The organism is Pseudomonas sp. JL3 (genome assembly GCF_031570575.1).
Lineage (GTDB): Bacteria > Pseudomonadota > Gammaproteobacteria > Pseudomonadales > Pseudomonadaceae > Aquipseudomonas > Aquipseudomonas cucumis.
The window spans coordinates 88,763-114,617 of record NZ_JAKWJK010000013.1 but is presented as its reverse complement, the minus strand read 5'-3'; the positions used below and the strand labels follow the sequence as shown (position 1 = coordinate 114,617).

General features: G+C 60.5%; 23 protein-coding genes. 12 read left to right on the top strand and 11 right to left on the bottom strand.

Translation table 11 applies throughout. The features are described from left to right. Positions 1–11: 11 nt before the first annotated feature. Together MMG91_RS20890 and MMG91_RS20885 are read right to left on the bottom strand one after the other, a co-directional pair. On the bottom strand, positions 12–425 hold the full coding sequence (locus tag MMG91_RS20890) for a DUF4398 domain-containing protein (protein ID WP_310660561.1): 414 nt from the start codon (positions 423–425) through the stop codon (positions 12–14). A 381-nt stretch (positions 426–806) separates the two neighbouring features. After that, positions 807–1,133 carry a pilin assembly protein gene (locus MMG91_RS20885; RefSeq protein WP_310660560.1) on the bottom strand — a complete coding sequence of 109 codons (327 nt, stop codon included), beginning with the start codon at positions 1,131–1,133 and terminating at the stop codon, positions 807–809. A 218-nt stretch (positions 1,134–1,351) separates the two neighbouring features. On the opposite strand from MMG91_RS20885, the gene ppc reads away from it, so the two are divergent. The 7 genes from ppc to MMG91_RS20850 all read left to right on the top strand — a co-directional run bounded on the left by ppc (position 1,352) and on the right by MMG91_RS20850 (position 8,637). Next, positions 1,352–3,982 (top strand): phosphoenolpyruvate carboxylase, encoded by a 2,631-nt coding sequence (ppc, locus tag MMG91_RS20880; RefSeq protein WP_310660559.1) that lies wholly within the window; start codon positions 1,352–1,354, stop codon positions 3,980–3,982. Between the two features lie 289 nt (positions 3,983–4,271). After that, the gene (gene adk / locus MMG91_RS20875; protein ID WP_310660558.1) at positions 4,272–4,919 is read left to right on the top strand and encodes an adenylate kinase; all 648 of its coding nucleotides are present in this window, start codon (positions 4,272–4,274) and stop codon (positions 4,917–4,919) included. Positions 4,920–5,012: 93 nt separating this feature from the next. Next, entirely contained in the window at positions 5,013–5,687 is a 675-nt protein-coding gene (tsaB, locus tag MMG91_RS20870) for a tRNA (adenosine(37)-N6)-threonylcarbamoyltransferase complex dimerization subunit type 1 TsaB (protein ID WP_095054185.1), read from the top strand. 231 nt (positions 5,688–5,918) lie between these two features. Continuing rightward, on the top strand, positions 5,919–6,224 hold the full coding sequence (locus MMG91_RS20865) for a hypothetical protein (protein WP_310660557.1): 306 nt from the start codon (positions 5,919–5,921) through the stop codon (positions 6,222–6,224). Next, positions 6,224–7,084 (top strand): DUF72 domain-containing protein, encoded by an 861-nt coding sequence (locus MMG91_RS20860; RefSeq protein ID WP_310660556.1) that lies wholly within the window; start codon positions 6,224–6,226, stop codon positions 7,082–7,084. The genes MMG91_RS20865 and MMG91_RS20860 overlap by 1 nt, the downstream gene beginning before the upstream one ends. Before the next feature lie 33 nt (positions 7,085–7,117). Then, positions 7,118–7,939 carry an isocitrate lyase/phosphoenolpyruvate mutase family protein gene (locus MMG91_RS20855; protein ID WP_310660555.1) on the top strand — a complete coding sequence of 274 codons (822 nt, stop codon included), beginning with the start codon at positions 7,118–7,120 and terminating at the stop codon, positions 7,937–7,939. 2 nt (positions 7,940–7,941) lie between these two features. Then, positions 7,942–8,637: an extensin family protein gene (locus tag MMG91_RS20850; protein ID WP_310660554.1), complete on the top strand. Its 696-nt coding sequence runs from the start codon at positions 7,942–7,944 to the stop codon at positions 8,635–8,637. Positions 8,638–8,640: 3 nt separating this feature from the next. On the opposite strand, the gene MMG91_RS20845 is transcribed toward MMG91_RS20850, so the two are convergent. After that, complete coding sequence (locus MMG91_RS20845; protein ID WP_310660553.1) at positions 8,641–9,261, bottom strand: energy transducer TonB; 621 nt, start codon at positions 9,259–9,261, stop codon at positions 8,641–8,643. A gap of 93 nt (positions 9,262–9,354) precedes the next feature. On the opposite strand from MMG91_RS20845, the gene MMG91_RS20840 reads away from it, so the two are divergent. Beyond that, positions 9,355–10,137, top strand: a complete 783-nt coding sequence (locus MMG91_RS20840) for a class I SAM-dependent methyltransferase (protein WP_095631693.1) — start codon at positions 9,355–9,357, stop codon at positions 10,135–10,137. Between the two features lie 124 nt (positions 10,138–10,261). Here MMG91_RS20840 and MMG91_RS20835 read toward each other — a convergent pair whose 3' ends face one another. Beyond that, positions 10,262–10,906 (bottom strand): TetR/AcrR family transcriptional regulator, encoded by a 645-nt coding sequence (locus tag MMG91_RS20835; protein ID WP_305504728.1) that lies wholly within the window; start codon positions 10,904–10,906, stop codon positions 10,262–10,264. 94 nt (positions 10,907–11,000) lie between these two features. Here MMG91_RS20835 and MMG91_RS20830 point away from each other — a divergent pair, with 94 nt between their 5' ends. The 3 genes from MMG91_RS20830 (at position 11,001) to MMG91_RS20820 (ending at position 16,405) form a co-directional block, all read left to right on the top strand. Continuing rightward, on the top strand, positions 11,001–12,101 hold the full coding sequence (locus MMG91_RS20830; RefSeq protein WP_310660552.1) for an efflux RND transporter periplasmic adaptor subunit: 1,101 nt from the start codon (positions 11,001–11,003) through the stop codon (positions 12,099–12,101). 6 nt (positions 12,102–12,107) lie between these two features. Then, positions 12,108–15,179 carry an efflux RND transporter permease subunit gene (locus MMG91_RS20825; protein ID WP_310660551.1) on the top strand — a complete coding sequence of 1,024 codons (3,072 nt, stop codon included), beginning with the start codon at positions 12,108–12,110 and terminating at the stop codon, positions 15,177–15,179. Positions 15,180–16,015: 836 nt separating this feature from the next. Next, complete coding sequence (locus tag MMG91_RS20820; protein WP_305448370.1) at positions 16,016–16,405, top strand: DUF6124 family protein; 390 nt, start codon at positions 16,016–16,018, stop codon at positions 16,403–16,405. A gap of 69 nt (positions 16,406–16,474) precedes the next feature. Here the strand turns inward: MMG91_RS20820 and MMG91_RS20815 are convergent, their stop codons facing one another. Genes MMG91_RS20815 through plsB form a run of 3 tightly spaced genes read right to left on the bottom strand, consistent with a single transcriptional unit; the run spans position 16,475 to position 20,146 of the window. After that, positions 16,475–17,164 carry a DUF4197 domain-containing protein gene (locus tag MMG91_RS20815; protein ID WP_305448371.1) on the bottom strand — a complete coding sequence of 230 codons (690 nt, stop codon included), beginning with the start codon at positions 17,162–17,164 and terminating at the stop codon, positions 16,475–16,477. Between the two features lie 27 nt (positions 17,165–17,191). Further along, on the bottom strand, positions 17,192–17,590 hold the full coding sequence (locus MMG91_RS20810) for a YbaY family lipoprotein (protein WP_305448372.1): 399 nt from the start codon (positions 17,588–17,590) through the stop codon (positions 17,192–17,194). 51 nt (positions 17,591–17,641) lie between these two features. Continuing rightward, the gene (gene plsB, locus MMG91_RS20805; RefSeq protein WP_310660550.1) at positions 17,642–20,146 is read right to left on the bottom strand and encodes a glycerol-3-phosphate 1-O-acyltransferase PlsB; all 2,505 of its coding nucleotides are present in this window, start codon (positions 20,144–20,146) and stop codon (positions 17,642–17,644) included. Positions 20,147–20,314: 168 nt separating this feature from the next. On the opposite strand from plsB, the gene MMG91_RS20800 reads away from it, so the two are divergent. Next, on the top strand, positions 20,315–20,524 hold the full coding sequence (locus tag MMG91_RS20800; protein WP_007964248.1) for a cold-shock protein: 210 nt from the start codon (positions 20,315–20,317) through the stop codon (positions 20,522–20,524). Positions 20,525–20,640: 116 nt separating this feature from the next. Here the strand turns inward: MMG91_RS20800 and MMG91_RS20795 are convergent, their stop codons facing one another. The 4 genes from MMG91_RS20795 to MMG91_RS20780 all read right to left on the bottom strand — a co-directional run bounded on the left by MMG91_RS20795 (position 20,641) and on the right by MMG91_RS20780 (position 25,762). Continuing rightward, positions 20,641–21,018 (bottom strand): hypothetical protein, encoded by a 378-nt coding sequence (locus MMG91_RS20795; protein WP_310660549.1) that lies wholly within the window; start codon positions 21,016–21,018, stop codon positions 20,641–20,643. An 82-nt stretch (positions 21,019–21,100) separates the two neighbouring features. Continuing rightward, positions 21,101–21,910, bottom strand: coding sequence for a putative RNA methyltransferase (locus MMG91_RS20790; RefSeq protein WP_310660548.1), 810 nt, complete (start codon positions 21,908–21,910; stop codon positions 21,101–21,103). Continuing rightward, a complete protein-coding gene (dapE, locus tag MMG91_RS20785; protein WP_310660547.1) occupies positions 21,910–23,061 on the bottom strand; it encodes a succinyl-diaminopimelate desuccinylase in 1,152 nt (383 codons plus the stop codon). The genes MMG91_RS20790 and dapE overlap by 1 nt, the downstream gene beginning before the upstream one ends. A gap of 109 nt (positions 23,062–23,170) precedes the next feature. Continuing rightward, complete coding sequence (locus tag MMG91_RS20780; RefSeq protein ID WP_305448376.1) at positions 23,171–25,762, bottom strand: glycosyltransferase; 2,592 nt, start codon at positions 25,760–25,762, stop codon at positions 23,171–23,173. Between the last annotated feature and the right edge of the window lie 93 nt (positions 25,763–25,855).

Sequence of the window (25,855 nt, the reverse complement as noted above, 5' to 3'; positions counted from 1 at the left end):
GGGATGCGCGCTTACTGCACGGTGCGCTGACTTTCCTGACGCAGTTCCTGAACACCTTTCTGGGAATCCTTCACAGCTTGTTCGGCTTTCATCGCCTGGGCCTTGCGCTCGGCGACACGGGCGTCCCACTCGGCTTGCTCGGCCAGCATTCTGGCTTCGTCATACTTCTTGTCGTGCATGGCGATTTCAGCTTGTTTGAGCTTGTCCTGAGCAGCCTTCATTTCCACGGCGGCAAATTCGGTACCGCCGGCGCTGACCGCGCTGTTCACGGCCGATTGGGTCACGGCGTATTGCTCGCTCGGCGGGTTACCGGCGCAACCGGCCAGAACGAAGCTGCTGCCGATGGCCAGGGCCGCCAGTTTGAGACCGCGCAGGTGGGTGAGCGAGGATGGGGCAGTGCTGGTCTTCATGGTCTTCAACTCCATTGGATAACTCCTGAAAAACATCTGAATCCATCCTGGGCAAGGAGCCGCAACCTACAATTTCCAGAGTGCTTTTTGAAACGGCCGTCCCAGGCGTGGTTACTGGGTTGACCCGAAGTGTTTTTCAAAAGTTCAGAGAAGATGGCCCATCGCCGGAAAAAACTTTGACCGAGTGGACAAGGCTCTAACTCGGGAACTTTCGGGTTGTGCAGGGGTATTCCCAGGCTTTGAGGGACTTGGTAATACGCGGTTTTGAAGGATGGAGGCAATTAAACTGTGGGAGCGAGCCTGCTCGCGAATGCGTCAGTAAATCCGCATTGAGGGTGGCTGATCCAGCGCTTTCGCGAGCAGGCTCGCTCCCACAGGTTCTAGTGTTTTTGCTTGTCAATCGGTCGATAAATCATGCAAATGACGCCGAGACAAAGCGAGAAAACGCGGGGTCGGACCGACGTCTTCGTACAGCGGATCACCTTCTTCGTCGGTGGCCACCACCGTTGACCCTTTCACATACGGAAAACTCGCTTCGAGTTCTTCCAGGGCGGCGCCGATCAGCTCGCCGAGCAGTTCTTCGGGGTGCCGTTTGGGGTACATCTCGATAATTGCCGCCAGCCGTGCGGCGGATTCCACGTCCAGACGAATCGTGTAGCCAGTGTCGGTCAGGCGACCCTTGGCGTTTTCTTCCCAATGCTTGGCGAGCTCGCGGATTTTCATAATGACCTCATTGCGCACCTGCTCGTGGCAGGCCGGGTGAGTGTCCGCCGGTGTCGGCGGCAAGCCGTTGTACGGCTTATTGTTGAGACTAGCTTCAGTGCCGGGGGGGTGAAGTCTCTTTGTCGTCTGCTTGTAAGAACTGCTTTACGACGGCACTCTCTATTCAAAGCCTCTTATACCAAAGCATAGCCGCCCGGATATTCGCTGGAGAACTGCTGATGACCGATATTGATGCACGCTTGCGCGAGGACGTTCACCTGTTGGGTGAGCTGTTGGGCAACACCATTCGTGAACAGTACGGGGACGACTTTCTCGACAAGATCGAGCAGATCCGCAAGGGCGCCAAGGCTGATCGTCGCGGTTCGATGGACGCCGAGCTGAGCGCCAGCCTCAACCAGTTGAGCGAAGACGAGCTGCTGCCGGTGGCGCGGGCATTCAACCAGTTCCTCAACCTGGCCAATATCGCCGAGCAGTATCAGCTGATTCATCGCCGCGAAGAGTCGCAGCCCGAGCCGTTCGAGGCCCGAGTGTTGCCGGAACTGCTCGCTCGACTGCTGACTGCGGGCCATGATGCCGAGTCCCTGGCGAGGCAATTGGGGCGGCTGGAAATCGAGCTGGTATTGACCGCGCACCCCACCGAAGTGGCGCGTCGCACGCTGATTCAGAAGTACGACGCGATCGCCGCGCAACTGGCTGCTCAGGACCATCGTGACCTGACCACCGCCGAACGCGAGCAGATCAAGACGAAGTTGCAGCGCCTGATCGCCGAAGCCTGGCACACCGAAGAAATCCGCCGCACCCGACCGACACCGGTGGACGAAGCCAAGTGGGGCTTCGCGGTGATCGAGCATTCGCTGTGGCAGGCGATTCCCAATTATTCGCGCAAGGCCGATCAGGCCTTGCATGCCGCCACCGGCCTGCACCTGCCACTGGAGGCCGCGCCGATTCGCTTTGCCTCATGGATGGGCGGCGACCGCGACGGCAACCCCAACGTCACCGCTGCCGTGACCCGTGAAGTGCTGCTGCTGGCGCGCTGGATGGCCGCCGATTTGTACCTGCGTGATGTTGATCACCTCGCCGCCGAGTTGTCGATGCAGCAGGCCAGTGACGAGTTGAAAGCCAAGGCCGGCGACAGCGCCGAGCCTTACCGCGCAGTGCTCAAGCAATTGCGTGAACGCCTGCGCGCAACCCGTAATTGGGCCCACGCATCCCTGACGGCAACCACACCAGCGTCAGCCGATGTGCTGCAAAACAATCGTGACCTGCTGGACCCGCTGGAGCTGTGCTATCACTCGCTGCATGAATGCGGAATGGGCGTCATCGCCGATGGCCCGTTGCTCGATTGCCTGCGCCGCGCGGTGACGTTCGGGCTGTTTCTGGTGCGCCTCGACGTGCGCCAGGACTCGTCTCGCCACACGGCGGCCATGACCGAAATCACCGATTACCTCGGCCTGGGCCGTTATGAGGACTGGAGCGAAGAGGAGCGCATCGCCTTCCTGATGCGTGAACTGAACAATCGTCGGCCATTGCTGCCGGCGTACTTCAAGCCGTCTGCCGACACCGCCGAAGTGCTGGCGACGTGCCGGGAAATCGCTGCGGCACCGGGGGCTTCCCTCGGTTCGTATGTGATTTCCATGGCCGGTGCCGCTTCCGATGTGCTGGCCGTGCAATTGCTGCTCAAAGAGTCCGGCGTATTGCGGCCGATGCGCGTGGTGCCGCTGTTCGAAACCCTCGCCGACCTCGACAACGCGGGCCCGGTGATCGAAAAACTCTTGCTGCTGCCGGGCTATCGCTCGCGCCTGCAAGGGCCGCAGGAAGTGATGATCGGGTATTCCGACTCGGCCAAGGACGCTGGCACCACCGCAGCGGCCTGGGCGCAGTATCGGGCGCAGGAGCGGCTGGTGGATATTTGCCGCGAGCAACAAGTGGAACTGCTGTTGTTCCACGGTCGCGGTGGCACCGTCGGCCGTGGTGGTGGTCCGGCGCACGCGGCGATTCTGTCGCAGCCGCCGGGCTCGGTGGCGGGGCGTTTCCGCACCACCGAGCAGGGGGAAATGATTCGTTTCAAATTCGGCCTACCGGACATCGCCGAGCAAAACCTCAATCTGTACCTGGCGGCGGTGCTGGAGGCGACCTTGTTGCCACCGCCACCCCCTGAGCCTGCCTGGCGTCATTTGATGGACGAATTGGCCGCCGACGGCGTCAAGGCTTACCGCGCCGTGGTGCGGGAGAATCCGCAGTTTGTCGAGTATTTCCGCCAGTCCACCCCGGAGCAGGAGTTGGGGCGTTTGCCTTTGGGCAGCCGCCCGGCCAAGCGCCGCGCGGGTGGCATCGAAAGCCTGCGCGCCATTCCATGGATCTTCGGCTGGACCCAGACGCGCCTGATGTTGCCGGCCTGGCTCGGCTGGGAAGCGGCATTGAGCAAGGCGTTGGAGCGCGGCGAGGGTGAGTTGCTGGGGCAGATGCGCGAGCAGTGGCCGTTCTTCCGTACCCGCATCGATATGCTGGAAATGGTGCTGGCCAAGGCCGACGCCGATATCGCCCAGTCTTACGATGAACGCCTGGTCGAGCCGGATCTGCTCCCTTTGGGTGCGCATTTACGCGACCTATTGTCGCAGGCCTGTGCGGTGGTCCTGGGGTTGACCGGTCAGTCGCAGCTACTGGCACATAGCCCAGCCACCCTTGAATTCATCCGTCTGCGAAACACTTACCTCGACCCGCTGCATCTATTGCAGGCCGAACTGTTGGCACGTTCGCGGCAACAGGATGTGGCCCAAGGCAGCCCGGTAGAACAGGCGTTACTGGTGTCTGTGGCGGGGATTGCCGCCGGTTTGCGAAATACCGGCTAAGGTTTTCGTCGGGGGGGGCAGGCACCCGGCGCGAGCGTCGAGTGCCTGCTGGCGAGCGGTCGAAAAGGTCTGTCACGCGACAGTTCATGATGGGGTTGCGACTTGGATCACCCCTTCGCAGGGTCTCATCAGGCGCGGGTTTCTCCGACTTTCGGCGGCTTGTGTGGGCCGGGCCTGCTGTGTATCTTGATCAGCCTTTGGCCGTTTGGGCGGTCACGACCCTATTTTTGAGATTGGCCCCACGAGGCGAATCCTTTGTTATTTAAATAAAAAATTGAGGAGCACATCGATGCGCGTCATTCTGCTGGGAGCTCCCGGGGCCGGTAAAGGTACTCAGGCTAAGTTCATCACCGAGAAATTCGGCATTCCGCAAATCTCTACCGGCGACATGCTGCGTGCTGCGGTAAAAGCCGGCACCGAGCTGGGCGTTAAAGCCAAAAGCATTATGGATGCCGGTGGTCTGGTCTCCGACGACCTGATCATCGCTCTGGTCAAGGACCGTATCGCGCAGCCTGACTGTGCCAACGGTTTCCTGTTCGACGGTTTCCCGCGCACCATTCCGCAAGCTGAAGCGCTGGTAGAAGCTGGCGTGGAACTGGACAACGTGGTCGAAATCGCCGTCGATGACGAAGAAATCGTTCAGCGTATCGCCGGTCGTCGCGTTCACGAGGCCAGCGGCCGCGTGTACCACACCGTCTACAACCCGCCAAAAATCGCCGGCAAAGACGACATCACCGGTGAAGAGCTGGTGCAGCGCAAGGACGACACCGAAGAAACCGTGCGTCATCGCCTGTCGGTCTACCACTCCCAGACCAAACCGCTGGTGGAGTTCTACCAGGGTCTGGCCTCGGCGCAGGGCAAGCCGAAATACAGCCATATTCCGGGTGTTGGCTCGGTTGAAGTGATCACTGGCAAGGTACTTGAAGCACTGAGCTGAAAAGTCTGATCGGCTTCATCTTCTACGGCCCGCTTGCGGGCCGTAGTTGTTTATACTGGCGCACTTTTTCTGACCTCTCTTACGGAAACATCGATGAGCACCTTGCTGGCCCTGGACACCGCGACTGAAGCTTGCTCCGTTGCCTTGCTGCATGACGGCAAAGTTACGAGTCATTACGAGGTGATCCCGCGCCTGCATGCGCAGAAGCTGCTGCCGATGATCCAGCAACTGCTGGCCGACGCCGGGACCACGCTGCAAGCGGTCGATGCCATTGCGTTCGGCCGTGGGCCGGGTGCGTTCACCGGTGTGCGAATCGCCATCGGCGTGGTGCAAGGTCTGGCGTTTGCGCTGGATCGCCCGGTGTTGCCGGTTTCCAATCTCGCCGTACTCGCCCAGCGGGCCTATCGCGAACACGGCGTCAGCCAGGTCGCGGCGGCCATCGATGCGCGCATGGATGAGGTGTATTGGGGTTGCTACCGCGAAACGGCGGGGGAGATGCGGTTGGTGGGCAACGAAGCGGTATTGCCACCGGAAGCCGCTGCATTGCCGGCCGATGCCAGCGGCGAGTGGTTCGGCGCTGGCACCGGTTGGGGGTATGCCGAACGCATTGCGGTCAACCTGAGCGGGCAGGACGCAGGTATGCTGCCCCACGCCGAAGACCTGCTGACCCTGGCACGCTTTGCCTGGGAACGCGGTGAAGCGATCGTGGCCGATGAGGCGCAGCCGGTGTATCTGCGCGATAAAGTCGCGACCCCCAAAGCGCGTTAAATTTCCCGGACTGAGCGGGTCCAATCGCGCAAGCCCGCTCCCACAGGGTTAGCGGAGCTTCTGTGAGGGCAGGCTTGCCCGCGATGGCAGTCTGACAGCCAGCGCAAATCGTCATTTTCTCTCCTGCGCTTTTAAACCTTTTGTCTTTTATGTGTTCTAGTTATCACTCGGCGGTTTGCGAAGTGGGCTGTGCGCCACTAAACTGCCATCACTGATACCGGACATGTACTCATGCGTATAGACGGCGTTTCCTCCCAGTCCTACCCCATCAAGCGCAAGCCCCGCAAAGGCCCTGTGGTGGAGGATGACTCCGTCGATATCGACGGCGAGCTGGAATTCCCAACCGAAGAGCAATTGGCCGCCCGCGCCGCCAAAGCCTCCGCGCAACGCCTGAGCAATCTTCCCGCTCGTCAACAAGACATGATCTATCACCGCGCCATGCGCAAAAGCGTGGCGATGGCACTGGCCAGTTACCTGAGCACCGCCACTTTTGTCGATTGGGATGCGGATGTACTGGGTCTCGACCTGTACATCTGATGTTGCTGCCTTACTACCTCGGCTGCCCGTCCTGGAGTGAAAACGCCTGGCGCGATTACTTGTATCCCCAAGACGCCAGGCCTGCCGAGTTTCTCAACCTTTATTCTCAAGTGTTCAACGCCGTAGAAGGCAATACGACCTTCTACGCGAGCCCCTCTGCCGCCACCGTGCAGCGTTGGGTCGAAACCATGCCTGAACACTTTCGCTTCACCGCCAAGTTCCCCGGCGACATCAGCCACAGCGGCGACCTGCGCGAGCAACTGACCGCTGCCGAAACCTTCCTGCAATTGCTCAGCCCTCTGGGTGAACGGGTTTCTCCCCTCTGGCTGCAATTGTCCAAAAGCTTCACCCCTCAACGCTTGTCCGAGCTGGCCGGTTTTATCGATGCGGTGGACCGGCCCTTGGCGGTCGAAGTGCGGCACGATGAGTTCTTCGCCAAGGGCGACGCCGAGCGGATGCTCAATCGTTTACTGCTGGACCGCGGTGTCGAGCGTATCTGCCTCGATCCGCGAGCGCTGTTCAGCTGCACCTCGACCGATCCTTCAGTGCTCCACGCCCAATCGAAAAAGCCCAGGGTGCCGCCTCGTCCTGCTGCGTTTACTCAATTCCCACAGGTGCGCTTCATCGGCCATCCTGTGCTTGAAGCCAACGATCCGTTCCTGGTGCCGTGGGTCGAGAAAATCGCTGTCTGGATCGAAGAGGGCCGCACGCCCTATATCTTCCTGCACACCGCCGATAACCTGCTGGCAGCGAAACTGGCACAACGTTTCCACGCACAACTGATGCTGCGTTTGCCTGGCTTGCCGCCGCTGCCTGAGCTATACAGAGAACCCGCCGCCGAGCAACTTGGCTTGCTCTGAAGCGGGCTTTTCCCCCTTTTCAGGAGCCTGCCAATGGATGCGCAAACCCTTCGAGCCCAGGCGTTCAAAGCACTGCACGAACGCGAGGGTACTTTTGTCATTCCCAACCCTTGGGACGCCGGCTCGGCGAAGATGCTCGCCAGCCTTGGCTTCGAGGCGCTGGCGACCACCAGTGCCGGTTACGCCTTTTCCCGGGGCCGTCCCGATGGCGGGCTGACGCTCGACGAGACCCTGGCGAACGTTGAAGCGATTGTCGCGGCCACTGATCTGCCGGTAGCGGTGGATCTCGAAAACGGTTTTGCCGACGCCCCAACGGACTGCGCCCAAAGTATTGTGCGGGCCGCCAAGGCTGGTGCCGTCGGTGGTTCGATCGAAGATGCAACGGGGCGTGAGGACGGTCCGATCTACTGCTTTGAGCATGCCGTGGCGCGTATCGAAGCGGCCGTCGCGGCGGCTCGCAGTTTGCCTTTTCCCTTCGTGCTGACGGCGCGCGCCGAGAACTTTCTGCACGGCAATCCTGACCTCGACGACACCATTCGCCGCTTGCAGGCATTCGCCGAGGCGGGGGCCGACGTACTTTATGCACCGGGCCTGCGCAGCGCTGAAGAAGTATTGGCAGTCGTGCGTGCCGTGGCGCCGAAACCAGTCAATGTGTTGATGTCCGGCGGGCTCAAACTGACGGTGGAGCAGTTGAGGGAAATCGGCGTCAAACGCGTCAGCGTCGGTTCGGCCCTGGCGCTGGCGGCGTATGGCGAGTTTTTCCGCGCTGCCGAGGAAATCCAGCAACACGGGACCTTCGGCTTCACCTCCCGGTCGATGCCGTTCCAGAAGGCCAATCAATTGTTCAAAGGCTGACGATGCGGTTTCGGTGGGGGTTGTTGCTGGTGCTGTTGATCATCGGCGCTGCCGGGTTGAGCGTCTGGCGCGGCTGGGTGTCCATTCCCCCGCAATGGAACCCGTGGGCGCCGCTGGACGTGAAGACCGAGCCGAACCTGCTGACCCGCTACAAACTGATGCGTCTGCGCGATGATCCGCAGTTATGCGACCAGGCCCTGAGCAGCTCCGGGTTACGTGTAAGCCATCAGGCCGACAGCCCGGACGCGGCTTGCCCGTTGACCAACACCTTGCGCGTGCAAGGTGGCGAGGCGGCGCTGAGCAGCAGTTTCCTCGCCAGTTGCAGCCTGGCGGTGGCGTTCGCCTTGTTCGAGCGCCACGCCCTGCAACCAGCGGCTCAGGCAGCTTACGGGCAGGCGGTGAAACGGGTCGACCATCTTGGCAGCTTCGCCTGTCGCAACGTCTACAACCGCGAAAACGGCAGACGCAGCCAGCATGCCACGGCCGATGCACTGGATATCAGCGGATTCCGGCTGGCGGACGGCCGATTCATCAGCGTGCTCAGGGATTGGCCGAAGGATAACCGGGACGCGCGATTTCTCCGTCAGGTCCGCGACGGCGCCTGCGATATGTTCAGTGTGGTGTTGAGCCCGGACTACAACGCCGCCCATCGCAATCACTTTCATGTGGATGTCGGGCCGTGGTGGCGGTGTCGCTGAGGGTTAGGCGGCGATGCGCAGGTTCTGCAGAACGATCGGGCGTGCCCAGCCGTTATCGAAATCGAATTGCTTCTGTTGCTCCACCAGCTCTTCGGGCGAGAACGGCGGGAATGGCTTGTCCAGCAGGTCGAGTTCGAACTCGGCGATCGGCAAGTGCAGCGGACGCGGTTGCGCTGCGGTGCCAGGCTCTGGCAGCGGTTGACCGGCGGTGAGCACGATCGGGCGAACCCAGCCGCTTTCGAAGTCCTGTTGTTTCTGTTGCGCGACGATTTCTTCCGGCGGGAACGGCGGGAACGGTTTGTCGGCCAAGTCCATTTCGAACTCGGCAATCGGCAGGAACAGGGGTTCTGGCGGACGGACTGGTGTTTCGATCACATCACATTCGCGCTGGGAAATGATGTGCGCCAGCAGCTCGCTGCCGACGGTCGGTTCGACCGGGCTGTCGAGATCGACCGGCGGAAAGTTGAGAGACTCCGGCACGACATCGCCCGACTGATCGGCCAGGGCCTGGGCAAAAAAATCCTGCCACAGGTGACTGACGCCGCTCAGTGCTTGGGAATTTCGCAGGCCAAAATCGCCGTGGGGCGAGAGGTAACCTATCGATGTGCGTTGAATGTCTGACATTTCTCTCGGTCGACGCTCAGCTCTGGCAAAATGCTCGATAGTTTGGTTATCGGCCGTTTTTGCCGATCATTAATTTTTTGAGCGTGTTTTCCCATGATTGAGCAACCTGCGGCCTGCCGCATCCATGTCGAGGCCTTGGGCACGACCTTTCAGCCACAGGCCGAGCAATGGGCCGAGCGCCTGGGGTTGCCGTTACAGGTGGATGACGGCGAGTTTGCCTTGCAGGTGGGCGAGCAGGGGTTGCAGCTGCAACAACTGGGGCCGGACGCACCGGGACCGGTGCGAGTGGATTTTGTCGAGGGCGGTGCGGCCCATCGTCGGTTGTACGGCGGCGGCAGCGGTCAGATGATCGCCAAGGCGGTCGGCATCGCCCAGGGCGTGCGCCCGCGCGTGCTGGACGCCACGGCGGGGCTCGGCAAGGACGCGTTCGTGCTGGCCAGCCTGGGCTGCGAGATGAGCCTGATCGAGCGCCAGCCGCTGATCGGTGCCTTGCTGGAAGATGGCCTGGCGCGTGGCGCGGAAGATTTCGACGTGGCGCCGATCGTGGCGCGGATGCGTTTGCTCAAGGGCAACTCGATCGAGGTAATGCGCAACTGGGAGGGCGAGCCGCCGCAGGTGATTTACCTCGACCCGATGTTTCCCCATCGCGAGAAGACCGCGTTGGTGAAGAAGGAAATGCGCCTGTTCCGGCCGCTGGTAGGCGATGACCCGGATGCGCCGGCCCTGCTCGAAGCGGCATTGGCCCTGGCCAGTCACCGGGTGGTGGTCAAGCGCCCACGCAAGGCACCATGCATCGAGGGGCCGAAGCCGAGTCATGCGCTGGACGGCAAGTCCAGCCGGTATGACATTTATCCGAAAAAAGCGCTCAAGCCCTGATTCGATACTGATCGTTCCCACGCTCTGCGTGGGAATGCCTCAATGGACGCTCTGCGTCCGCTTTGAAAGGGACGCGGAGCGTCCCGGGCTGCATTCCCACGCAGAGCGTGGGAACGATCATTTCTCAGGCTGACTCCGGCCGATAAGCCCGCATAAACAATCCCACCACTTCCCGCACATGAGCTTCAGCCGCATCCCCGGTTACCGGCTCGCCGCAGCCATACAGCAACCGGAAATTCCCTGCGCCCTTGAGCAGGCAAAAGAAGTGCTCGGCGGCATTGCGTGGTTTATCGATGCTCAACACGCCACTCTGATCGATCTTGCTCAGCAAGCGCTCCATGCCGTGCAACACGCGTTCCGGCCCGGCCTCGAAGAAAATCTGTGCGAGTTTCGGGTCCTGGCTGCCCAGCGTCATCATCAGCCGGTGCAGGTTCACCGATTCGTCGCTGTTGATCAGTTGATGAAAGCCGTGTGCGATGTTCAGCAGCACGGTTTCCACGGCGATGCCGTCCGGCAATTCAAAAACCAGCGGAGGCAATTGCTCCTCGCATTTTGCCACGACAGCGGAGGAGAACAGCGTCTCCTTGTCGTTGAAATGGCTGTAGACCGTCAGCTTCGACACGCCGGCCTCAGTCGCTACGGCATCCATGCTGGTGTTGGCGTATCCCTTACTCAGAAACAGGATTTTCGCCGCGTCGAGGATTGCCCGGCGTTTGGCCAGATCCTTGGGGCGGCCCGGACCGCTGGGTGGGGAAAGATTGTCTGACATTCTTCGCTTTTAATACTGGACTGGTGAGTTTGCTATTAATAACATACTGGTCAGTATAATTATTCCAAGCCCCATTAGCGAAAGGTCCTTCACCATGTTCCGCTATGCCTTGCCCCTCGCATTGCCGGTCAGTCTGGCTTTTTTATTGTCTGCGTGTGGCCATGAAGAGGCGCCTCAAGTCACCGTCCGTCCAGCCATGGTCGTACAGCCAGAGCCCTCAGCTCAGGCCATGGAAAGTTATCCCGGTGAAGTCCGTGCGCGCTATGAGCCAGATCTGGCCTTCCGCATTGGCGGCAAAGTCAGCCGACGACTGGTCGAAGAAGGGCAGCGGGTCAAGGCTGACCAGCCTCTGGCGGAGCTTGATCCTCAGGACGTGCGCCTGCAACTGGAAGCCACCCGTGCCCAGGTCGCGGCTGCCGAAGCCAATCTGAACCTGGTGCGCGCCGAGCGTGATCGCTACAAGACCTTGATGGAGCGGCAGATGGTCAGCCGTTCGCAGTACGACAACGCGGAAAACCTCTACCGCTCCGGCGAAGCACGCCTCAAGCAAATCAAAGCCGAATTCAACGTCTCGACCAATCAGGCCAGTTACGCGGTGCTGCGTGCGCCGCAGGATGGCGTGGTGGCCAAACGTGCGGTTGAAGTCGGGCAAGTGGTCGCGGCCGGGCAAACCGTGTTTACCCTCGCCACCGATGGCGAGCGCGAAGTGTTGATCAGCCTGCCGGAGCAGAGCTTCGGTCGCTTCAAGGTCGGCCAACCGGTCTCGGTGGAACTCTGGACCCAACCCGATCAACGTTTCCCCGGACGCATCCGTGAACTGTCACCTGCGGCCGATCCGAAATCCCGCACCTTCGCCGCCCGCATTGCATTTGCCGCCGGCAAGGTTCCCGCCGAACTCGGCCAGAGCGCCCGGGTGTTCATCCAGACCGCCGATGTGGTGTCGTTGTCGGTGCCGCTGTCGGCGGTCACCGCGGAAAACGGCGCCACTTATGTGTGGGTGGTCGGCGCCAACAACACCTTGAAGAAAGCCCCGGTGCGGGTCGGTGCATTCGGCGAGAAAACCGTGCCGGTACTTGAAGGCCTGAACGCCAGCGACTGGGTGGTGGCGGCCGGTGTTCATGTGCTTCACGACGGGCAGCAAGTACGCCCGGTGGATCGCTCCAACCGTGTGGTCAATCTGGCGCACAAGGAGTAATCCCCGATGGGTTTCAATCTTTCCGAATGGGCGCTGCGTAACCGCCAGATCGTACTTTTTCTGATGCTCTTGCTGGCCGTCGTCGGCGCGTTGTCCTACACCAAGCTCGGCCAAAGCGAAGACCCGCCGTTTACTTTCAAAGCCATGGTGATTCGCACCAACTGGCCGGGGGCCACGGCCGAGGAAGTGTCGCGCCAGGTTACCGAGCGTATTGAAAAGAAACTGATGGAAACCGGCGAGTACGAACGGATCGCTTCGTTCTCCCGGCCGGGCGAGTCCCAGGTGACGTTCATGGCTCGGGACTCCATGCATTCGGTCGAAATCCCGGAGCTCTGGTATCAGGTCCGCAAGAAGATCAGCGACATTCGCCACACCCTGCCACCGGGCATCCAGGGGCCCTTCTTCAACGATGAGTTCGGCACCACCTTCGGCAACATCTACGCCCTGACCGGCGAAGGTTTTGATTACGCGGTGCTCAAGGACTACGCCGACCGCATCCAGATTCAGCTGCAACGGGTCAAGGATGTGGGCAAGGTCGACCTGATCGGCCTGCAAGACGAGAAGATCTGGATCGAACTGTCCAACGTCAAACTGGCCACTCTCGGGTTGCCGTTGGCGGCGGTGCAGCAGGCGCTTGAAGAACAGAACGCGATGTCTACCGCAGGCTTCTTCGAAACCACCAGCGAGCGTTTGCAGCTACGGGTCTCGGGGAATTTTCAGACGGTCGACGAGATCAAGAACTTCCCGATCCGTGTCGCTGATCGCACGTTCCGCATCGGTGATGTGGCGAACGTTCGTCGTGGCTTCAACGATCCGCCGGCGCCGCGCATGCGCTTCATGGCTGAAGATGCCATCGGCCTGGCCGTGGCCATGAAGGGCGGTGGCGACATTCTGATTCTGGGCAAAGCGCTGGAAGTCGAATTCGCCCGGATCCAGAAAAACCTCCCGGCCGGCATGCAGTTGCGCAAGGTGTCCGATCAACCCGCCGCGGTGAAAACCGGTGTCGGCGAGTTTGTTCAGGTGCTGGTGGAGGCGCTGGCGATTGTGTTGCTGGTGAGCTTCTTCTCTCTCGGTGTGCGCACCGGCATGGTCGTAGCCCTGGCGATTCCGCTGGTGTTGGCGATGACCTTCGCCTGCATGTATTACTTAGGCATCGGCCTGCACAAGATTTCCCTCGGCGCGCTGGTACTGGCGCTGGGGTTGCTGGTGGACGACGCGATCATCGCCGTGGAAATGATGGCGATCAAAATGGAGCAGGGCTTCGACCGGGTCAAGGCCGCCAGCTATGCCTGGACCAGTACCGCGTTCCCGATGCTCACCGGTACGTTGATCACCGCTGCCGGTTTCCTGCCAATTGCCACCGCGCAATCGGGCACCGGCGAATACACCCGCTCGATTTTCCAGGTGGTGACCATTGCGCTGGTGGCGTCGTGGGTTGCCGCCGTAGTCTTTGTGCCTTATCTGGGGGAAAAACTCCTGCCGGACCTGGCGAAAATTCACGCCGCCAAACACGGCACCGGCGACGGCCAACCCGACCCTTATGGCACACCGTTCTATCAGCGTGTCAGACGGCTGGTGGAGTGGTGCGTGCGTCGGCGCAAAACGGTGATCGTCCTGACCATCGTGATGTTCGTCGCGTCAGTGGTGCTGTTCCGTTTCGTGCCTCAGCAGTTCTTCCCGGCTTCGGGGCGGCTGGAGTTGATGGTCGATCTGAAACTGGCCGAAGGCGCGTCTTTGAGCAACACCGCCGAGGAGGTCAAACGCCTCGAAGGCCTGCTCAAGGATCACGCCGGGATCGACAACTACGTGGCTTACGTCGGCACAGGTTCGCCGCGGTTCTACCTGCCGCTGGATCAGCAACTTCCGGCAGCGAGCTTCGCCCAGTTTGTCGTCCTGGCCAAAACCATCGAAGACCGCGAAACCCTGCGCACCTGGCTGATTGAAACCCTCAACGAACAATTCCCGGCCCTGCGCTCGCGGGTTACACGGCTGGAGAACGGCCCACCGGTTGGCTATCCGGTGCAGTTCCGGGTCACCGGTGAGCACATCGAGGAAGTCCGCGCATTGGCCCGTAAAGTCGCGGCCAAGGTTCGCGAGAACCCACACGTGGCCAACGTGCATCTGGACTGGGAAGAGCCGAGCAAAGTCGTTTACCTGAACGTCGATCAGGACCGCGCGCGAGCACTGGGCGTGAGCACGGCGAACCTCTCGACTTTCCTGCGAGGCTCGCTGACCGGTGCCAGTGTCAGCCAGTACCGCGAAGACAACGAATTGATCGAGATCCTGCTGCGCGGCACGGTGCATGAGCGCACCGAACTGGCGTTGCTACCAAGCCTGGCCGTGCCCACCGATAACAATCGCAGTGTGGCGCTGTCGCAGATTGCAACGCTGGAATATGGCTTCGAAGAAGGGGTCATCTGGCACCGTAACCGCCTGCCCAACGTGACGGTTCGCGCCGACATCTACGGCAAGGAACAACCGGCGACGCTGGTGCAGCAAATCATGCCGACCCTCGATCCGATTCGTGCCGAGCTGCCAGACGGCTATCTGCTGGACGTCGGCGGTACGGTAGAAGACTCGGCCCGCGGGCAGAACTCGGTGAAGGCCGGTGTGCCGTTGTTCATCGTGGTGGTGCTGACGTTGCTGATGCTGCAACTGCGCAGTTTCTCACGCACCGTCATGGTGTTTCTGACGGCGCCGTTGGGGTTGATCGGTGTCACACTGTTTCTGATGGTGTTCCGCCAGCCGTTCGGTTTTGTGGCGATGCTCGGGACCATCGCCTTGTCCGGGATGATCATGCGTAACTCGGTGATTCTGGTGGATCAGATCGAGCAGGATATCGCTGCCGGGCTTAAGCCTTGGCAGGCGATTATCGAGGCGACGGTGCGGCGGTTCCGACCGATTGTGCTGACGGCGCTGGCGGCGGTGCTGGCGATGATTCCATTGTCGCGCAGTGTGTTTTTCGGGCCGATGGCGGTGGCGATCATGGGCGGGCTGATTGTGGCGACGGCGTTGACATTGCTGTTTTTGCCGGCGTTGTATGCGGCTTGGTTCAGGGTCAAGAAAGAGGTTGTGTGATCCTTTGATCTTGGCGGCCTTCGGGCCGACCATGCTCTTGTTTGGTGGGGGGCATATCCGTTGCTGCGGTGATGGCGGCTAATGGTTTCGCCCTTACGGCGAGTCCCTTTTGGCAAACGCCCCAAAAGGAACCAAAAGGTCTCGCCCCAAGCGTCCGGCCCCTCGCTAAGGCTCGGCGTTCCTTCGCTCCGGTATTCATCTGGGGGCATTGCCCTACGGTCTGCTTCGCTACGACCTACATGCGATGGGTTCGACTGCGTCGAACGGCGCTGCGCGCCAATCCCCAGATGAACACCTCCACTCAGCCTCCCGAAGGGGCGGGCAGATCAAAAGCCAGATCAAAAGCGGCAGGCGAGCTAACGCTCGGCCTGTTGAGTGGTGAGGGGCGGGTGTAAGCCGCTCCACTGTGGGAACGGGCTTGCCCGCGATGGCGGCCTGACAGCCGACCAATTTCTCTCACATGTACGCTGACCCATTGTGGGAGCGAGCCTGCTCGCGATGGCGATCTGATAGACAGCGACGTTTATTGATCAGTAAAAACATCAGAACCTTCCCACAAGTTTTTCAGGTTGTCTGTCGGAAGCGCGACCTCTAGCCTTGGACTGTCGCTGCAAAAAGCAGCGACCGGGTTTCGCAGCCCGGTTAAACTTCAGACGCACAGCGTCCACCATCCGAAAAGCGGGCGCTTTTTATGCCTGTGTTATGGCGGCTGTGCGCGGGATACCTTCGGGTATGCCGGGTTCCTGAAGTCCCGGTCTGCGAACCTGCGTACAGCTGCCACCTTAAATTCGTTTCGCAGCGATCAGTGGCAGCTCCATTACTTCAGGAGCTACACAATGATTAAAGACAGTCCAAATCCCCCCAAAGCAGAACCAGAAATAGAAACAGAAACTGATCCCGTTTCTCCCTACGCTTTCCTCAATTCCAGGAAACTCCACGACGCGGCGATCCGCGCGCTCGATCATTATCTCGCCCCTGTGGCCGAAAAAAAGGCCAAAGCCGATCGTCGTCCCAGTACGATTTTCGTCATCGGTCCAAACGTCGATTCCGAAACTCTCTTGGCTCATGCCTGTGAAACTCTTGCCACGGCCAATGTCATGGCCAGTGAGTTAGCCTTCGACCTGACCGGCCCCACGTGCAACTTGGTGCTGGGGATTCAACAGATGATTTCACTGGCGGAGTTGTCGGTAAATCGCGTGCTGGATAATCTGGATCCGCAACAGTAGCGCAAAAGAAAAAGCCCGCTGAACCTTTAAAGGTCAGCGGGCTTTTCGTCATGAATTGCCCTTGGAAAATTACAACGTACCAAATACCTTCTTCGCCAAACTGGTCGCCGCCGCCGCAGGGTTCTGGCGAATGGTTTCTTCCTGCTTGCCAATCATCTCGAACAAACCGTTCAACGCCTGCTCTGTCACGTAGCTTTCGATGTTGGCATTTTTCGCATCCAGCGCGCCCAGGGTCGCGGCTTGCCCGGCGAATGCGTTGTACTGCTGGGCCAAACCCACTTGGTCCGTGGCTTGTTTGACGATCGGCAGGAACTTGGTGCGGATCTGCTCGCGGCTGGTTTTGCTCAGGTACTGAGTCGCCGAGTCCTTGCCGCCGCTGAGGATCCCCTTGGCATCTTCCACGGTCATCTTCTTCACCGCATCCACCAGAATCGGCTGAGCCTGCGTCACGGCCGTTTCAGCCGCTTTGTTCATGCTGGTTTCCAGTTGATCGACCTGATCACCCATGCCGAACTGTTTCATTTTCTTGGCGACTTTACCCAGCTTGCCCGGCAGTTCGATCTTCACGTCCGGGTTGTTGCTGAAGCCGCCGGGTGTGCCGAGTTGTTTAACGGCCAGTTGCGCGCCTTGGGTCAGGGCGTCCTTGAGACCGCCGGTGGCGTCTTGTTGCGACAGGTCACTGAGAGACACTGCCATGGCGTTGGCGCAGATCATCAAGCCTGCGCACAGGCCGGCGAAGCGAAGGGTAGGGCGGAGCATGGCGGCTTCCTTGTTCATAAAAGAGAGTTAGCGGGCTGCGTCGACGCGGATTTTCAGTGGCTGCGGATCTTTGCCGTCCAGTTGCACCGCGTGATTTTCAGTGGTGATGAACATCAGCTCGCCATTGACTTCGATGCGGGCGCTGACCGAGTAGCGATGGCCGGGTTTGACCTGCGCCGGATCGTAGCTCAAATGGAACGGCAACGGCACCTGGCCTTTGACCGGGCCTTTCTGCTCGGCGAGCACTACCGCCGGTGCGTCGGCCAAGGACACATCTTGTAAGCTGACGCTCAAGGTCGCGCTCGGTGGCAGAGCGATGCGTTGCAGGTAGAACACTTCGCCGTCGAGGCTGGCGTTGGCGGTCGGGTGTGTCGACTGGCAGGCACCGAGCAGGGTGGTCAGCAGGACGAGAGAGAGTTTTTTCATCGAAGATCTCCGTATCGAAGGCGCCAGAAGAAGCCTGGCGCCTGTAGGAATTTAGACGGTCTGCGCTGGAGCCGCGACTTGGTCCGCCGCGTCTTCACTGCGATGCAGCGCCACCTGACGGATCGACAAGCGAATCTCCGCCGGCAATACCCGTTTGGCGGCGCCTTCGGCCAGTTCGCCGAGTAGCTCGTGATAGCTCAACTTGCCAGCTTCGTCGCGGCGCAGCACGTCGAGGTCCAGCATCGTCTGGATGAAGTGACGGAACAGGCTCTTGTCGAAGAATTCCGGGGCGTTCAGGCCGTGGAGGATCGACAGGCGCTGGGCCATGACCGTGCACAGGTCTTCGAGCTCTTCGGCGCTGATGCTGTTCTGGCCGCTGTTGAGCAGCAAGGAAACGGTCATATAGAAGCGCTGCAAGGTCTGGGCGATGCTTTTTGACAGCAGCGTCAGCAGTACGAAATGTCGCGAACTCGGTACCGGACGCAGGTACACGTCTTTCTCGAAACGCAGCAGGCCTTGCTCGACGAAGGCTTCGAGCCATTGATCGACCACGCCATCGAGTTCATCCAGCGTCCAGCGAATGAACAGCTCTGATTGCAAGTACGGATACAGCGCGCGGGTGTAGCGCAGGATCTGCTCGCGGCTCATGCGCGAGGTGCTCTGGAAGAAGCTCGCCAGCAACGACGGCAACGCGAAGATGTGCAGCACGTTGTTGCGGTAGTAGGTCATCAGGACGGCGTTTTGTTCGTCCAGGTACAGAATTTTGCCCAGCGCATCGCTTTGTTCGGACAGCAGGTTCATGTCCTTCACGTGCTCGATCAGCGCCCGACCGTCGCCCTCCGGGAGGGTGGTGTGCGGCGAGTAGGGGACTTTGCGCAACAGCGCCAGGTACAAATCGAGCACCCGCGCCATGGCGCGATCGTCCAGGGCGAGACGGCTGGTGGACAGCAACGCCAGGGCTACCAGATTCACCGGATTGATCGCCGCCGCTTCATTCAAATGCTGTGCGACTTTCTCGCCGAGACGGTTGGTGGTTTCGTTGAGCCAGGTCGGTTTGAATTGCGGACCGAGTTCCTGTTGGCGCCAGTCTGGCTGCTCGCTGTCGAGGAATTCCGCCAGTTTGATCGGCTCACCGAAGTTGACCGCGACCTGACCGAAGCGCTGCTTGAGTGCGCCGATGACTTTGAAAATGTCGAAGATCGATTCTTTCTTCTTGCTCGCACCACGCAATTCGCCAAGGTAGGTGCGGCCTTCCAGCACGCGCTCGTAGCCGATGTACACCGGAATGAACACGATCGGCATCCGCGACGACCGCAGAAAGCTGCGCAGCGTGATCGCGAGCATCCCGGTTTTCGGTTGCAGCATGCGTCCGGTGCGCGAACGGCCGCCCTCGACGAAGTACTCGACCGGAAAGCCCTTGGTGAACAGGGTGTGCAGGTATTCGTTGAACACTGAGGTGTAGAGCGGGTTGCCCTTGAAGGTGCGGCGCATGAAGAACGCGCCGCCACGCCGTAGCAGGCTGCCGATCACCGGCATGTTGAGGTTGATCCCGGCGGCGATGTGCGGCGGGGTCAGGCCGTTGCGGAACAGCAGATACGAGAGCAGCAAATAGTCGATGTGGCTGCGGTGGCACGGCACGTAGATCACTTCGTGACCTTGGGCGACTTTCTGCACACCTTCGATGTGGTTGACCTTGATCCCGTCGTAGATCTTGTTCCAGAACCAGCTCAGTACCACTTCCAGAAAGCGGATCGCGGTGTAGGTGTAGTCCGAGGCGATCTCATTGCCGTAGCGCAGGGCTTGGGCCTTGGCTTTTTCCGGAGAAATGTTCTCGCGCTCTGCTTCGTCGAGGATTGCCTGTTTGACCAAGGGCTGATTGAGCAGGCCTTTGACCAGATTACGGCGGTGGGAAATGTCCGGGCCGATCACCGCGGCTTTCAGATTGCGAAAGTGCACCCGCAGAATCCGCTGGGCCATGCGCACAGTGCGCTCGTGGCCTTTATTGTGATCGATCAGTTCACGCAAATGAATCGGCGCCGAGAACTGCACCCGGGTCTTGCGCCCGAGCACGATGATGCTCAGCAGCCGACGTAAACGCCCGGTGACCGCCCAACTGTCGGCGAACAGCAGTTTCCACGGGCTCGATTCGCTGTCGGGCGACTGGCCCCAGAACACGCTGACCGGAATGATCTGCGCGTCTTCGGCGGCGTTCTGGCTCAGGGCGCTGACCAGACGGGTCAGGGTCGGTGGCGCACCGCGTTTGTCCTGACGGCCGAGCCAGTCGGGCTCCGGTGTCAGGTAAAAGAACGCCGCGGGTTCCACCAACGCACCCACCGATACCGGCAACACCGGGCGCGGCAGGCCGGCCTTGCTGCATTCGGTATCGACCACGGCGAGGTCGGTCAGTGAAGGATTTTGCAGGACGTAGAACACCGGCCGGCTGCGGTCGAGGTCAAGGGTGAACGACGACTGGTTAATCGTCTCCGAGCGAACCCAGAGGTACAGCAGTCGGCGCAGGGTGCCAAACACAAGACGGCGGAACGGGGAACGGGTCATACGGCTTCTGCGTGAATGAATAAAAAAACGAGCATTTGCTCGGGAGGCCGATAGTGTGCCGGATTCATCGAAAATCGGCAAAAAAGCGGCTAAGTAAACTTGAGTTGAGAGTTTTCGCGGCTGTCATATACTCGGCCGTTCAAAATAAAAACAAGGGGGTAACTAGATATGGCTACGCGCGAAACCGGCAATGTGAAGTGGTTCAACGACGCCAAGGGCTATGGCTTCATTCAGCGCGAGGACGGGGTCGACGTGTTCGTGCACTACCGCGCGATCCGCGGCGAAGGGCATCGCTCGCTGACTGAAGGTCAGCAGGTTGAGTACGCGGTGGTGACCGGGGAGAAGGGCTTGCAGGCTGAGGATGTTGTAGGCCTCTGAAGATCGTTCCCACGCTCTGCGTGGGAATGCCTCAACGGACGCTCTGCGTTCGGCTTTTGAAGGGACGCGGAGCGTCCCGGGCTGCATTCCCACGCAGAGCGTGGGAATGATCAGGGTCAGGCAGTTTTCCAGGTAATCTCTTCTTCACCATCGGCGCTGATGCGAATCCAGCGATCGGCCGTCTCTTCACCTTCTTCCTCGACCCAGCTGCCCGGCGCGCAACGCACTTCGACGTTCAGCGCGGCAAAGGCTGCGCGGGCGCAGGCGATGTCGTCTTCCCATGGGGTCTGGTCGCTTTCCAGGTACAGGCTGTTCCATTTGCCGACAGCTTTTGGCAGCCAGGTAACCGGCACGTTGCCGGCCTTGCACTTGTAGGTCTGGCCTTTCTGGACCCAATCGGTGCACGGGCCTAAAGCCGCGCCGAGCCAGGCCGCGATGGCCTTGTAGTCGACGTCGGCGTCTTTGAGGTAAATCTCGATATCGGGTTGGCGCATGGATGTCCTCACTGCGGGTCTGAAAAATCCATTCGCGGATTTAGCCGGCCTCGAGCCGTTGCTCAAGACCAAAAATTAAGAGTTATTGAAGTACGAAATAATCGTAGCGCATCGAAACAGTGACCTCGAACGGTTCGACTTGTTCGATGACCGCCGCCCGGCGTTCGGCACTGGCGCGCCAGCCGTGGGGTGTCATGGCCAACAGGTTCGCGCGATCCTGACCACTGACCAACGTCAGTTTGAACTCCAGGGTTTCGCTGTGCTGCAGCGCCATGCCTTCTGGCACCAATGCCAAGTGCTTGTCATCGGTGTACTCGCGCACTTCGTCGTACAGCCGCTCGCGCAATTCCATCAGATGGCCGCTGGTCGGCCCGACTTTCATCAAGCCGCCGCCGGGGCTGAGCAGGCGTTTGGCTTCCTCCCAGTCCAGCGGGCTGAAAACACTGGCGAGAAACTGGCAACTGCCGGAGGCCAATGGCACTCGGGCCATGCTGGCAATCAACCAGGTCAGCGCAGGGTTGCGTTTGCAGGCGCGTTTGACCGCTTCCCGGGAAATGTCCAGCGCATAGCCGTCGGCGTTGGGCAAGGCTTCGGCGATTTGCGCGGTGTAGTAACCCTCGCCACAACCGATGTCCAGCCAGCGCTGGGGCGCGTACTGCGCCGCCAGTTCCGCCAGACGCTTGGCCACCGGCGCGTAATGGCCGGCGTTCAAAAAGTCGCGACGGGCTTCGACCATCGCCAGGTTATCCCCAGGGTCGCGGCTGTTCTTGTGCTGCACCGGCAACAGGTTCAGGTAACCCTGCCGCGCACGGTCGAAACGATGCCCGGCGGGGCAAGCCACGCCGTTGTCCACCGCGTTCAGCGGTTCGCTGCAGATCGGACACGCAAGCATCAGGCGAGCAACTTGATCAGGGTCTGGTAGTAGATTTCGGTCAGCACATCGAGGTCGGCCGCCAGTACGCGCTCGTTGACCTGGTGGATCGTCGCGTTGACCGGGCCCAGTTCGACAACCTGAGTGCCCATGGTCGCGATGAAGCGCCCGTCGGAAGTACCGCCGCTGGTGGACGCCTTGGTCTCGCGACCGGTAACGTCCTTGATGCTCGCCGATACCGCGTCCAGCAGGGCGCCCGGTTCGGTGAGGAACGGCAGGCCGGACAGCGCCCAGTCGATATGCCAGTCCAGAGCATGTTTGTCGAGAATATCGGCGACGCGTTTTTGCAGGCCTTCGACGGTGGATTCGGTGGAGAAGCGGAAGTTGAACACCGCCACCAGATCACCCGGAATCACATTGGTCGCGCCGGTGCCGGAATTGACGTTGGAAATCTGGAAACTGGTTGGCGGGAAGAAATCGTTGCCGTGGTCCCAGTGCTCGGCGGCCAGTTCGGCCAGCGCCGGGGCAGCGAGATGGATCGGGTTCTTTGCCAGGTGCGGATAGGCCACATGACCCTGCACACCGCGCACGGTCAGTTTGGCGCCGAGGGAGCCGCGACGGCCATTCTTGACCACGTCACCCACCAGGGTCGTACTCGACGGTTCGCCGACGATGCACCAGTCCAGACGTTCCTTACGGGCGGCGAGGCGTTCAACCACAGCCTTGGTGCCGTGATGCGCCGGGCCTTCCTCATCGCTGGTGATCAGGAAAGCGACCTTGCCCTTGTGGTCCGGGTAGTCGGCGACGAAGCGCTCAGCGGCTACGGTCATGGCCGCGAGGCTGCCTTTCATGTCTGCTGCGCCACGACCGCAAAGCATGCCGTGCTCGTCGATCACCGCGTTGAACGGATCGATCTGCCAGGCGGTTACCGGACCGGTCGGGACCACGTCGGTGTGGCCGGCGAAGCACAGCACCGGGCCTTCGTGTTTACCGTGAGTCGCCCAGAAGTTATCCACATCTTCGATGCGCATCGGTTCCAGTTTGAAACCGGCATCGCCCAGGCGCTGCATCATCTGCTTCTGGCAATCGGCGTCGACCGGCGTCACGGACGGACGGCGGATCAGGTCGATGGCGAGTTGAAGGGTCGGCGAAAGGTCGGCGTGGGCCGTCATGTAAGACTCCGGAAGATCTTGTGTAGGGGCGAGGCAAGGCGCGCAAAATGGCGGTTATCTTAAAGCAAAACGGCGGCCATTGGCCGCCGTTTAGTGCATCTGTACTGATTTAGACAGCCGGTGCGGTCGTGGCTTCGGCTACCGGTTTGGGCAGCGAAGACAGGAACGCCATGATCAGCGCCGCCAGGTACGGCAGCGACTGCACCAGCAACATGGTCACCCAGAAGCGCATGTCGTTGCTCGGCAGGCCCTGCACCAGGAAGATCCCCAGCGCCGCGCCCCACAACAGCAGCATGATGAACACCTCTTCGCGGGCTTCCGAAATCGCCACCCAGAAGCCGTGGTTATCAGCATTTTTCGGGGTGCGGAAGAACGGAATGCTGCTGGTGAAGAAACCGTACAGCACCGCTTTGGCGATGGTGTGCGACAACGCCAGCCCTGCCAATGCTGCGCAGAACGCATCCTTGAGGTTGACCCCGACCGCGCGACGGTAGAGGAAGATGATCTTGCCGACCTTGAACACGAACAGCGCTAACGGCGGGATTGCGAAAATCAGCAGCGGTGGATCGACCCGTTGCGGCACGATGATCATCGCCGCCGACCACAACAATGCGCCGACGGTGAAGAAGATGTTCATGCCATCCGCCACCCACGGCAACCAGCCCGCGAGGAAGTGGTAACGCTGGCCACGGGTCAGTTCGGTGTCCTTGCCGCGCAGCAGGCTGGCGGTGTGACGCTTGATGATCTGAATCGCCCCGTAAGCCCAGCGGAAACGCTGTTTCTTGAAGTCGATAAAGGTATCGGGCATCAGGCCTTTGCCGTAGCTGGTGTGGTAATACGCCGCCGACAGACCTTTTTCGAACACGCGCAGACCCAACTCGGCGTCTTCACAGATGCACCAGTCGGCCCAGCCCAGTTCCTCGAGCACCGAGCGCCGGGTCATGGTCATGGTGCCGTGCTGGATGATCGCGTCACGGTCGTTGCGGGTGACCATGCCGATGTGGAAGAAGCCTTTGTATTCCGCGTAGCAGAGCTTCTTGAAGGTGCTTTCGTTCTGGTCGCGGTAATCCTGTGGCGACTGCACCACGGCGATTTTCGGGTCGGCGAAGTGCGGCACCATGTGCTTGAGCCAGTTCGGGTCGACACAGTAGTCCGAGTCGATCACCGCAATCACTTCGGCATCCTTGGCGGTGTGCGGAATCAGGTAATTCAGCGCGCCACCCTTGAAACCGGCCAACGGTGCCACGTGGAAGAACTTGAAGCGCGGGCCGAGGGTTTCGCAATAATCGCGCACCGGTTCCCAGACCGCCGGGTCCTTGGTGTTGTTGTCGATGATCAGGACTTCGAAGTCCGGATAGTCGAGGTTGGCCAAGGCGTTGAGGGTCTGTTTGACCATCTCCGGCGGCTCGTTGTAGCAAGGTACGTGAATAGACACTTTCGGTCGGTAGTGCGAATCGCCCACCACTGGCAGGAATTCACGCCGGCGTTTGTGGGTCCAGACCGCTTCGGCCAGTTCATGGGCCTCGGTCAGCAGAACGATAAACACCCCGAGTGCACCGAGGGCGAGCAGGAAGCCCACCGTCAGGCTGAACCAGGTGCTGTATTGCTGGCTGTAGTCGTAACCGATCCACACCAGCACCGAACCGCACAGGAACGCGATAAAGGTCAGGAAGGTGCGGCCACGTTGGCGCAGGGCCGAGCCGTCGATCATCAGCAGGGTCAGCGACAGCAGGGCCAGCACGACCGAGCCGATAGCCAACACGCGCCATTGCGGGATCGCGACGACCGGGCCTTCGAAGTTGAATTTCTGCTGACGCGCGGCGTTGAACACGCCCCAATACGCGCCCACCGAACCTTCGTCACTGGCTTTCCACGGTTGGTCAAACGCTTCGATCACGAAGTAGTTGAAGCCCTGGCGGTTGAGCTTGTTGACCAACGTGCGCAGGTAAATCGCCTGGTCCGCCGGCGACGCATCGGCGCCACCGCGCATGCGGCCGTTGCTCGGCCAGCCGACTTCGGAGAGCAGCAGCGGTTTTTTCGGGAACATCTTTTTCAGGTCACGGGCGCGGTCGAGGACGAACTGACCGGCCTTGTCCACCGGAACGAACTCCCAGTAGGGCAGAACGTGAGCGGCGATCAGGTCGACGTGCTTGGCCAGGCTCGGGTTTTCTTCCCAGACGTGCCACTGTTCAGAGGTGGTGACCGGAACCTTTACGGCCGCGCGGACGCGATCCAGGATCAGGCTCAGCTCTGCCGCGGTAATTTCCTTACGGAAGATCGCCTCGTTACCGACAATCACGCGAACCACGCTGCGCGAGGAATTGGCGATTTCGATGGCGCGGGTGATCTCGCGCTCGTTGCGCTCTTCGTCCGGGCTGATCCAGATCCCCAGGGTCACCCGCAGGCCGAATTCTTCCGCCAGTTTGGGAATGTTCTCCAGCGTGCCGTCGACCGAGTAGGTCCGGATGTTGTCCGTCAGCTTGCTCATGATCTCCAGGTCGCGACGCATTTCATCGTCGGTCGGGTACTGGGCTTTTTGCGGGTACTGGCCTTGCTGAAACGGCGAGTACGAAAAGCCGGAGATCTGTTCAGGCCAGTTGGGGGCGGTGACCGGGCGATTGACCAACGCCCAGAAACCGGTGAACAAGGCGGCGATTGCAAGAACCACGACCAGGTTGAGTCCAAATTTACGCGATGACATAGCTATTTCAGGTTCCAGGGGCTACTGAACGAAGTAACGGTCGGCGGCCGGCTGCCATGAGGCGGGGGCGCGCATCCTACACCGGGCGTTCAC

What these genes read in the sequence shown, in the direction of transcription:
- MMG91_RS20890 (WP_310660561.1), bottom strand. Translation starts at nt 425, where the DNA reads ATGGAGTTGAAGACCATGAAGACCAGCACTGCCCCATCCTCGCTCACC.
- MMG91_RS20885 (WP_310660560.1), bottom strand. Translation starts at nt 1,133, where the DNA reads ATGAAAATCCGCGAGCTCGCCAAGCATTGGGAAGAAAACGCCAAGGGT.
- ppc (WP_310660559.1), top strand. Translation starts at nt 1,352, where the DNA reads ATGACCGATATTGATGCACGCTTGCGCGAGGACGTTCACCTGTTGGGT.
- adk (WP_310660558.1), top strand. Translation starts at nt 4,272, where the DNA reads ATGCGCGTCATTCTGCTGGGAGCTCCCGGGGCCGGTAAAGGTACTCAG.
- tsaB (WP_095054185.1), top strand. Translation starts at nt 5,013, where the DNA reads ATGAGCACCTTGCTGGCCCTGGACACCGCGACTGAAGCTTGCTCCGTT.
- MMG91_RS20865 (WP_310660557.1), top strand. Translation starts at nt 5,919, where the DNA reads ATGCGTATAGACGGCGTTTCCTCCCAGTCCTACCCCATCAAGCGCAAG.
- MMG91_RS20860 (WP_310660556.1), top strand. Translation starts at nt 6,224, where the DNA reads ATGTTGCTGCCTTACTACCTCGGCTGCCCGTCCTGGAGTGAAAACGCC.
- MMG91_RS20855 (WP_310660555.1), top strand. Translation starts at nt 7,118, where the DNA reads ATGGATGCGCAAACCCTTCGAGCCCAGGCGTTCAAAGCACTGCACGAA.
- MMG91_RS20850 (WP_310660554.1), top strand. Translation starts at nt 7,942, where the DNA reads ATGCGGTTTCGGTGGGGGTTGTTGCTGGTGCTGTTGATCATCGGCGCT.
- MMG91_RS20845 (WP_310660553.1), bottom strand. Translation starts at nt 9,261, where the DNA reads ATGTCAGACATTCAACGCACATCGATAGGTTACCTCTCGCCCCACGGC.
- MMG91_RS20840 (WP_095631693.1), top strand. Translation starts at nt 9,355, where the DNA reads ATGATTGAGCAACCTGCGGCCTGCCGCATCCATGTCGAGGCCTTGGGC.
- MMG91_RS20835 (WP_305504728.1), bottom strand. Translation starts at nt 10,906, where the DNA reads ATGTCAGACAATCTTTCCCCACCCAGCGGTCCGGGCCGCCCCAAGGAT.
- MMG91_RS20830 (WP_310660552.1), top strand. Translation starts at nt 11,001, where the DNA reads ATGTTCCGCTATGCCTTGCCCCTCGCATTGCCGGTCAGTCTGGCTTTT.
- MMG91_RS20825 (WP_310660551.1), top strand. Translation starts at nt 12,108, where the DNA reads ATGGGTTTCAATCTTTCCGAATGGGCGCTGCGTAACCGCCAGATCGTA.
- MMG91_RS20820 (WP_305448370.1), top strand. Translation starts at nt 16,016, where the DNA reads ATGATTAAAGACAGTCCAAATCCCCCCAAAGCAGAACCAGAAATAGAA.
- MMG91_RS20815 (WP_305448371.1), bottom strand. Translation starts at nt 17,164, where the DNA reads ATGCTCCGCCCTACCCTTCGCTTCGCCGGCCTGTGCGCAGGCTTGATG.
- MMG91_RS20810 (WP_305448372.1), bottom strand. Translation starts at nt 17,590, where the DNA reads ATGAAAAAACTCTCTCTCGTCCTGCTGACCACCCTGCTCGGTGCCTGC.
- plsB (WP_310660550.1), bottom strand. Translation starts at nt 20,146, where the DNA reads ATGACCCGTTCCCCGTTCCGCCGTCTTGTGTTTGGCACCCTGCGCCGA.
- MMG91_RS20800 (WP_007964248.1), top strand. Translation starts at nt 20,315, where the DNA reads ATGGCTACGCGCGAAACCGGCAATGTGAAGTGGTTCAACGACGCCAAG.
- MMG91_RS20795 (WP_310660549.1), bottom strand. Translation starts at nt 21,018, where the DNA reads ATGCGCCAACCCGATATCGAGATTTACCTCAAAGACGCCGACGTCGAC.
- MMG91_RS20790 (WP_310660548.1), bottom strand. Translation starts at nt 21,910, where the DNA reads ATGCTTGCGTGTCCGATCTGCAGCGAACCGCTGAACGCGGTGGACAAC.
- dapE (WP_310660547.1), bottom strand. Translation starts at nt 23,061, where the DNA reads ATGACGGCCCACGCCGACCTTTCGCCGACCCTTCAACTCGCCATCGAC.
- MMG91_RS20780 (WP_305448376.1), bottom strand. Translation starts at nt 25,762, where the DNA reads ATGTCATCGCGTAAATTTGGACTCAACCTGGTCGTGGTTCTTGCAATC.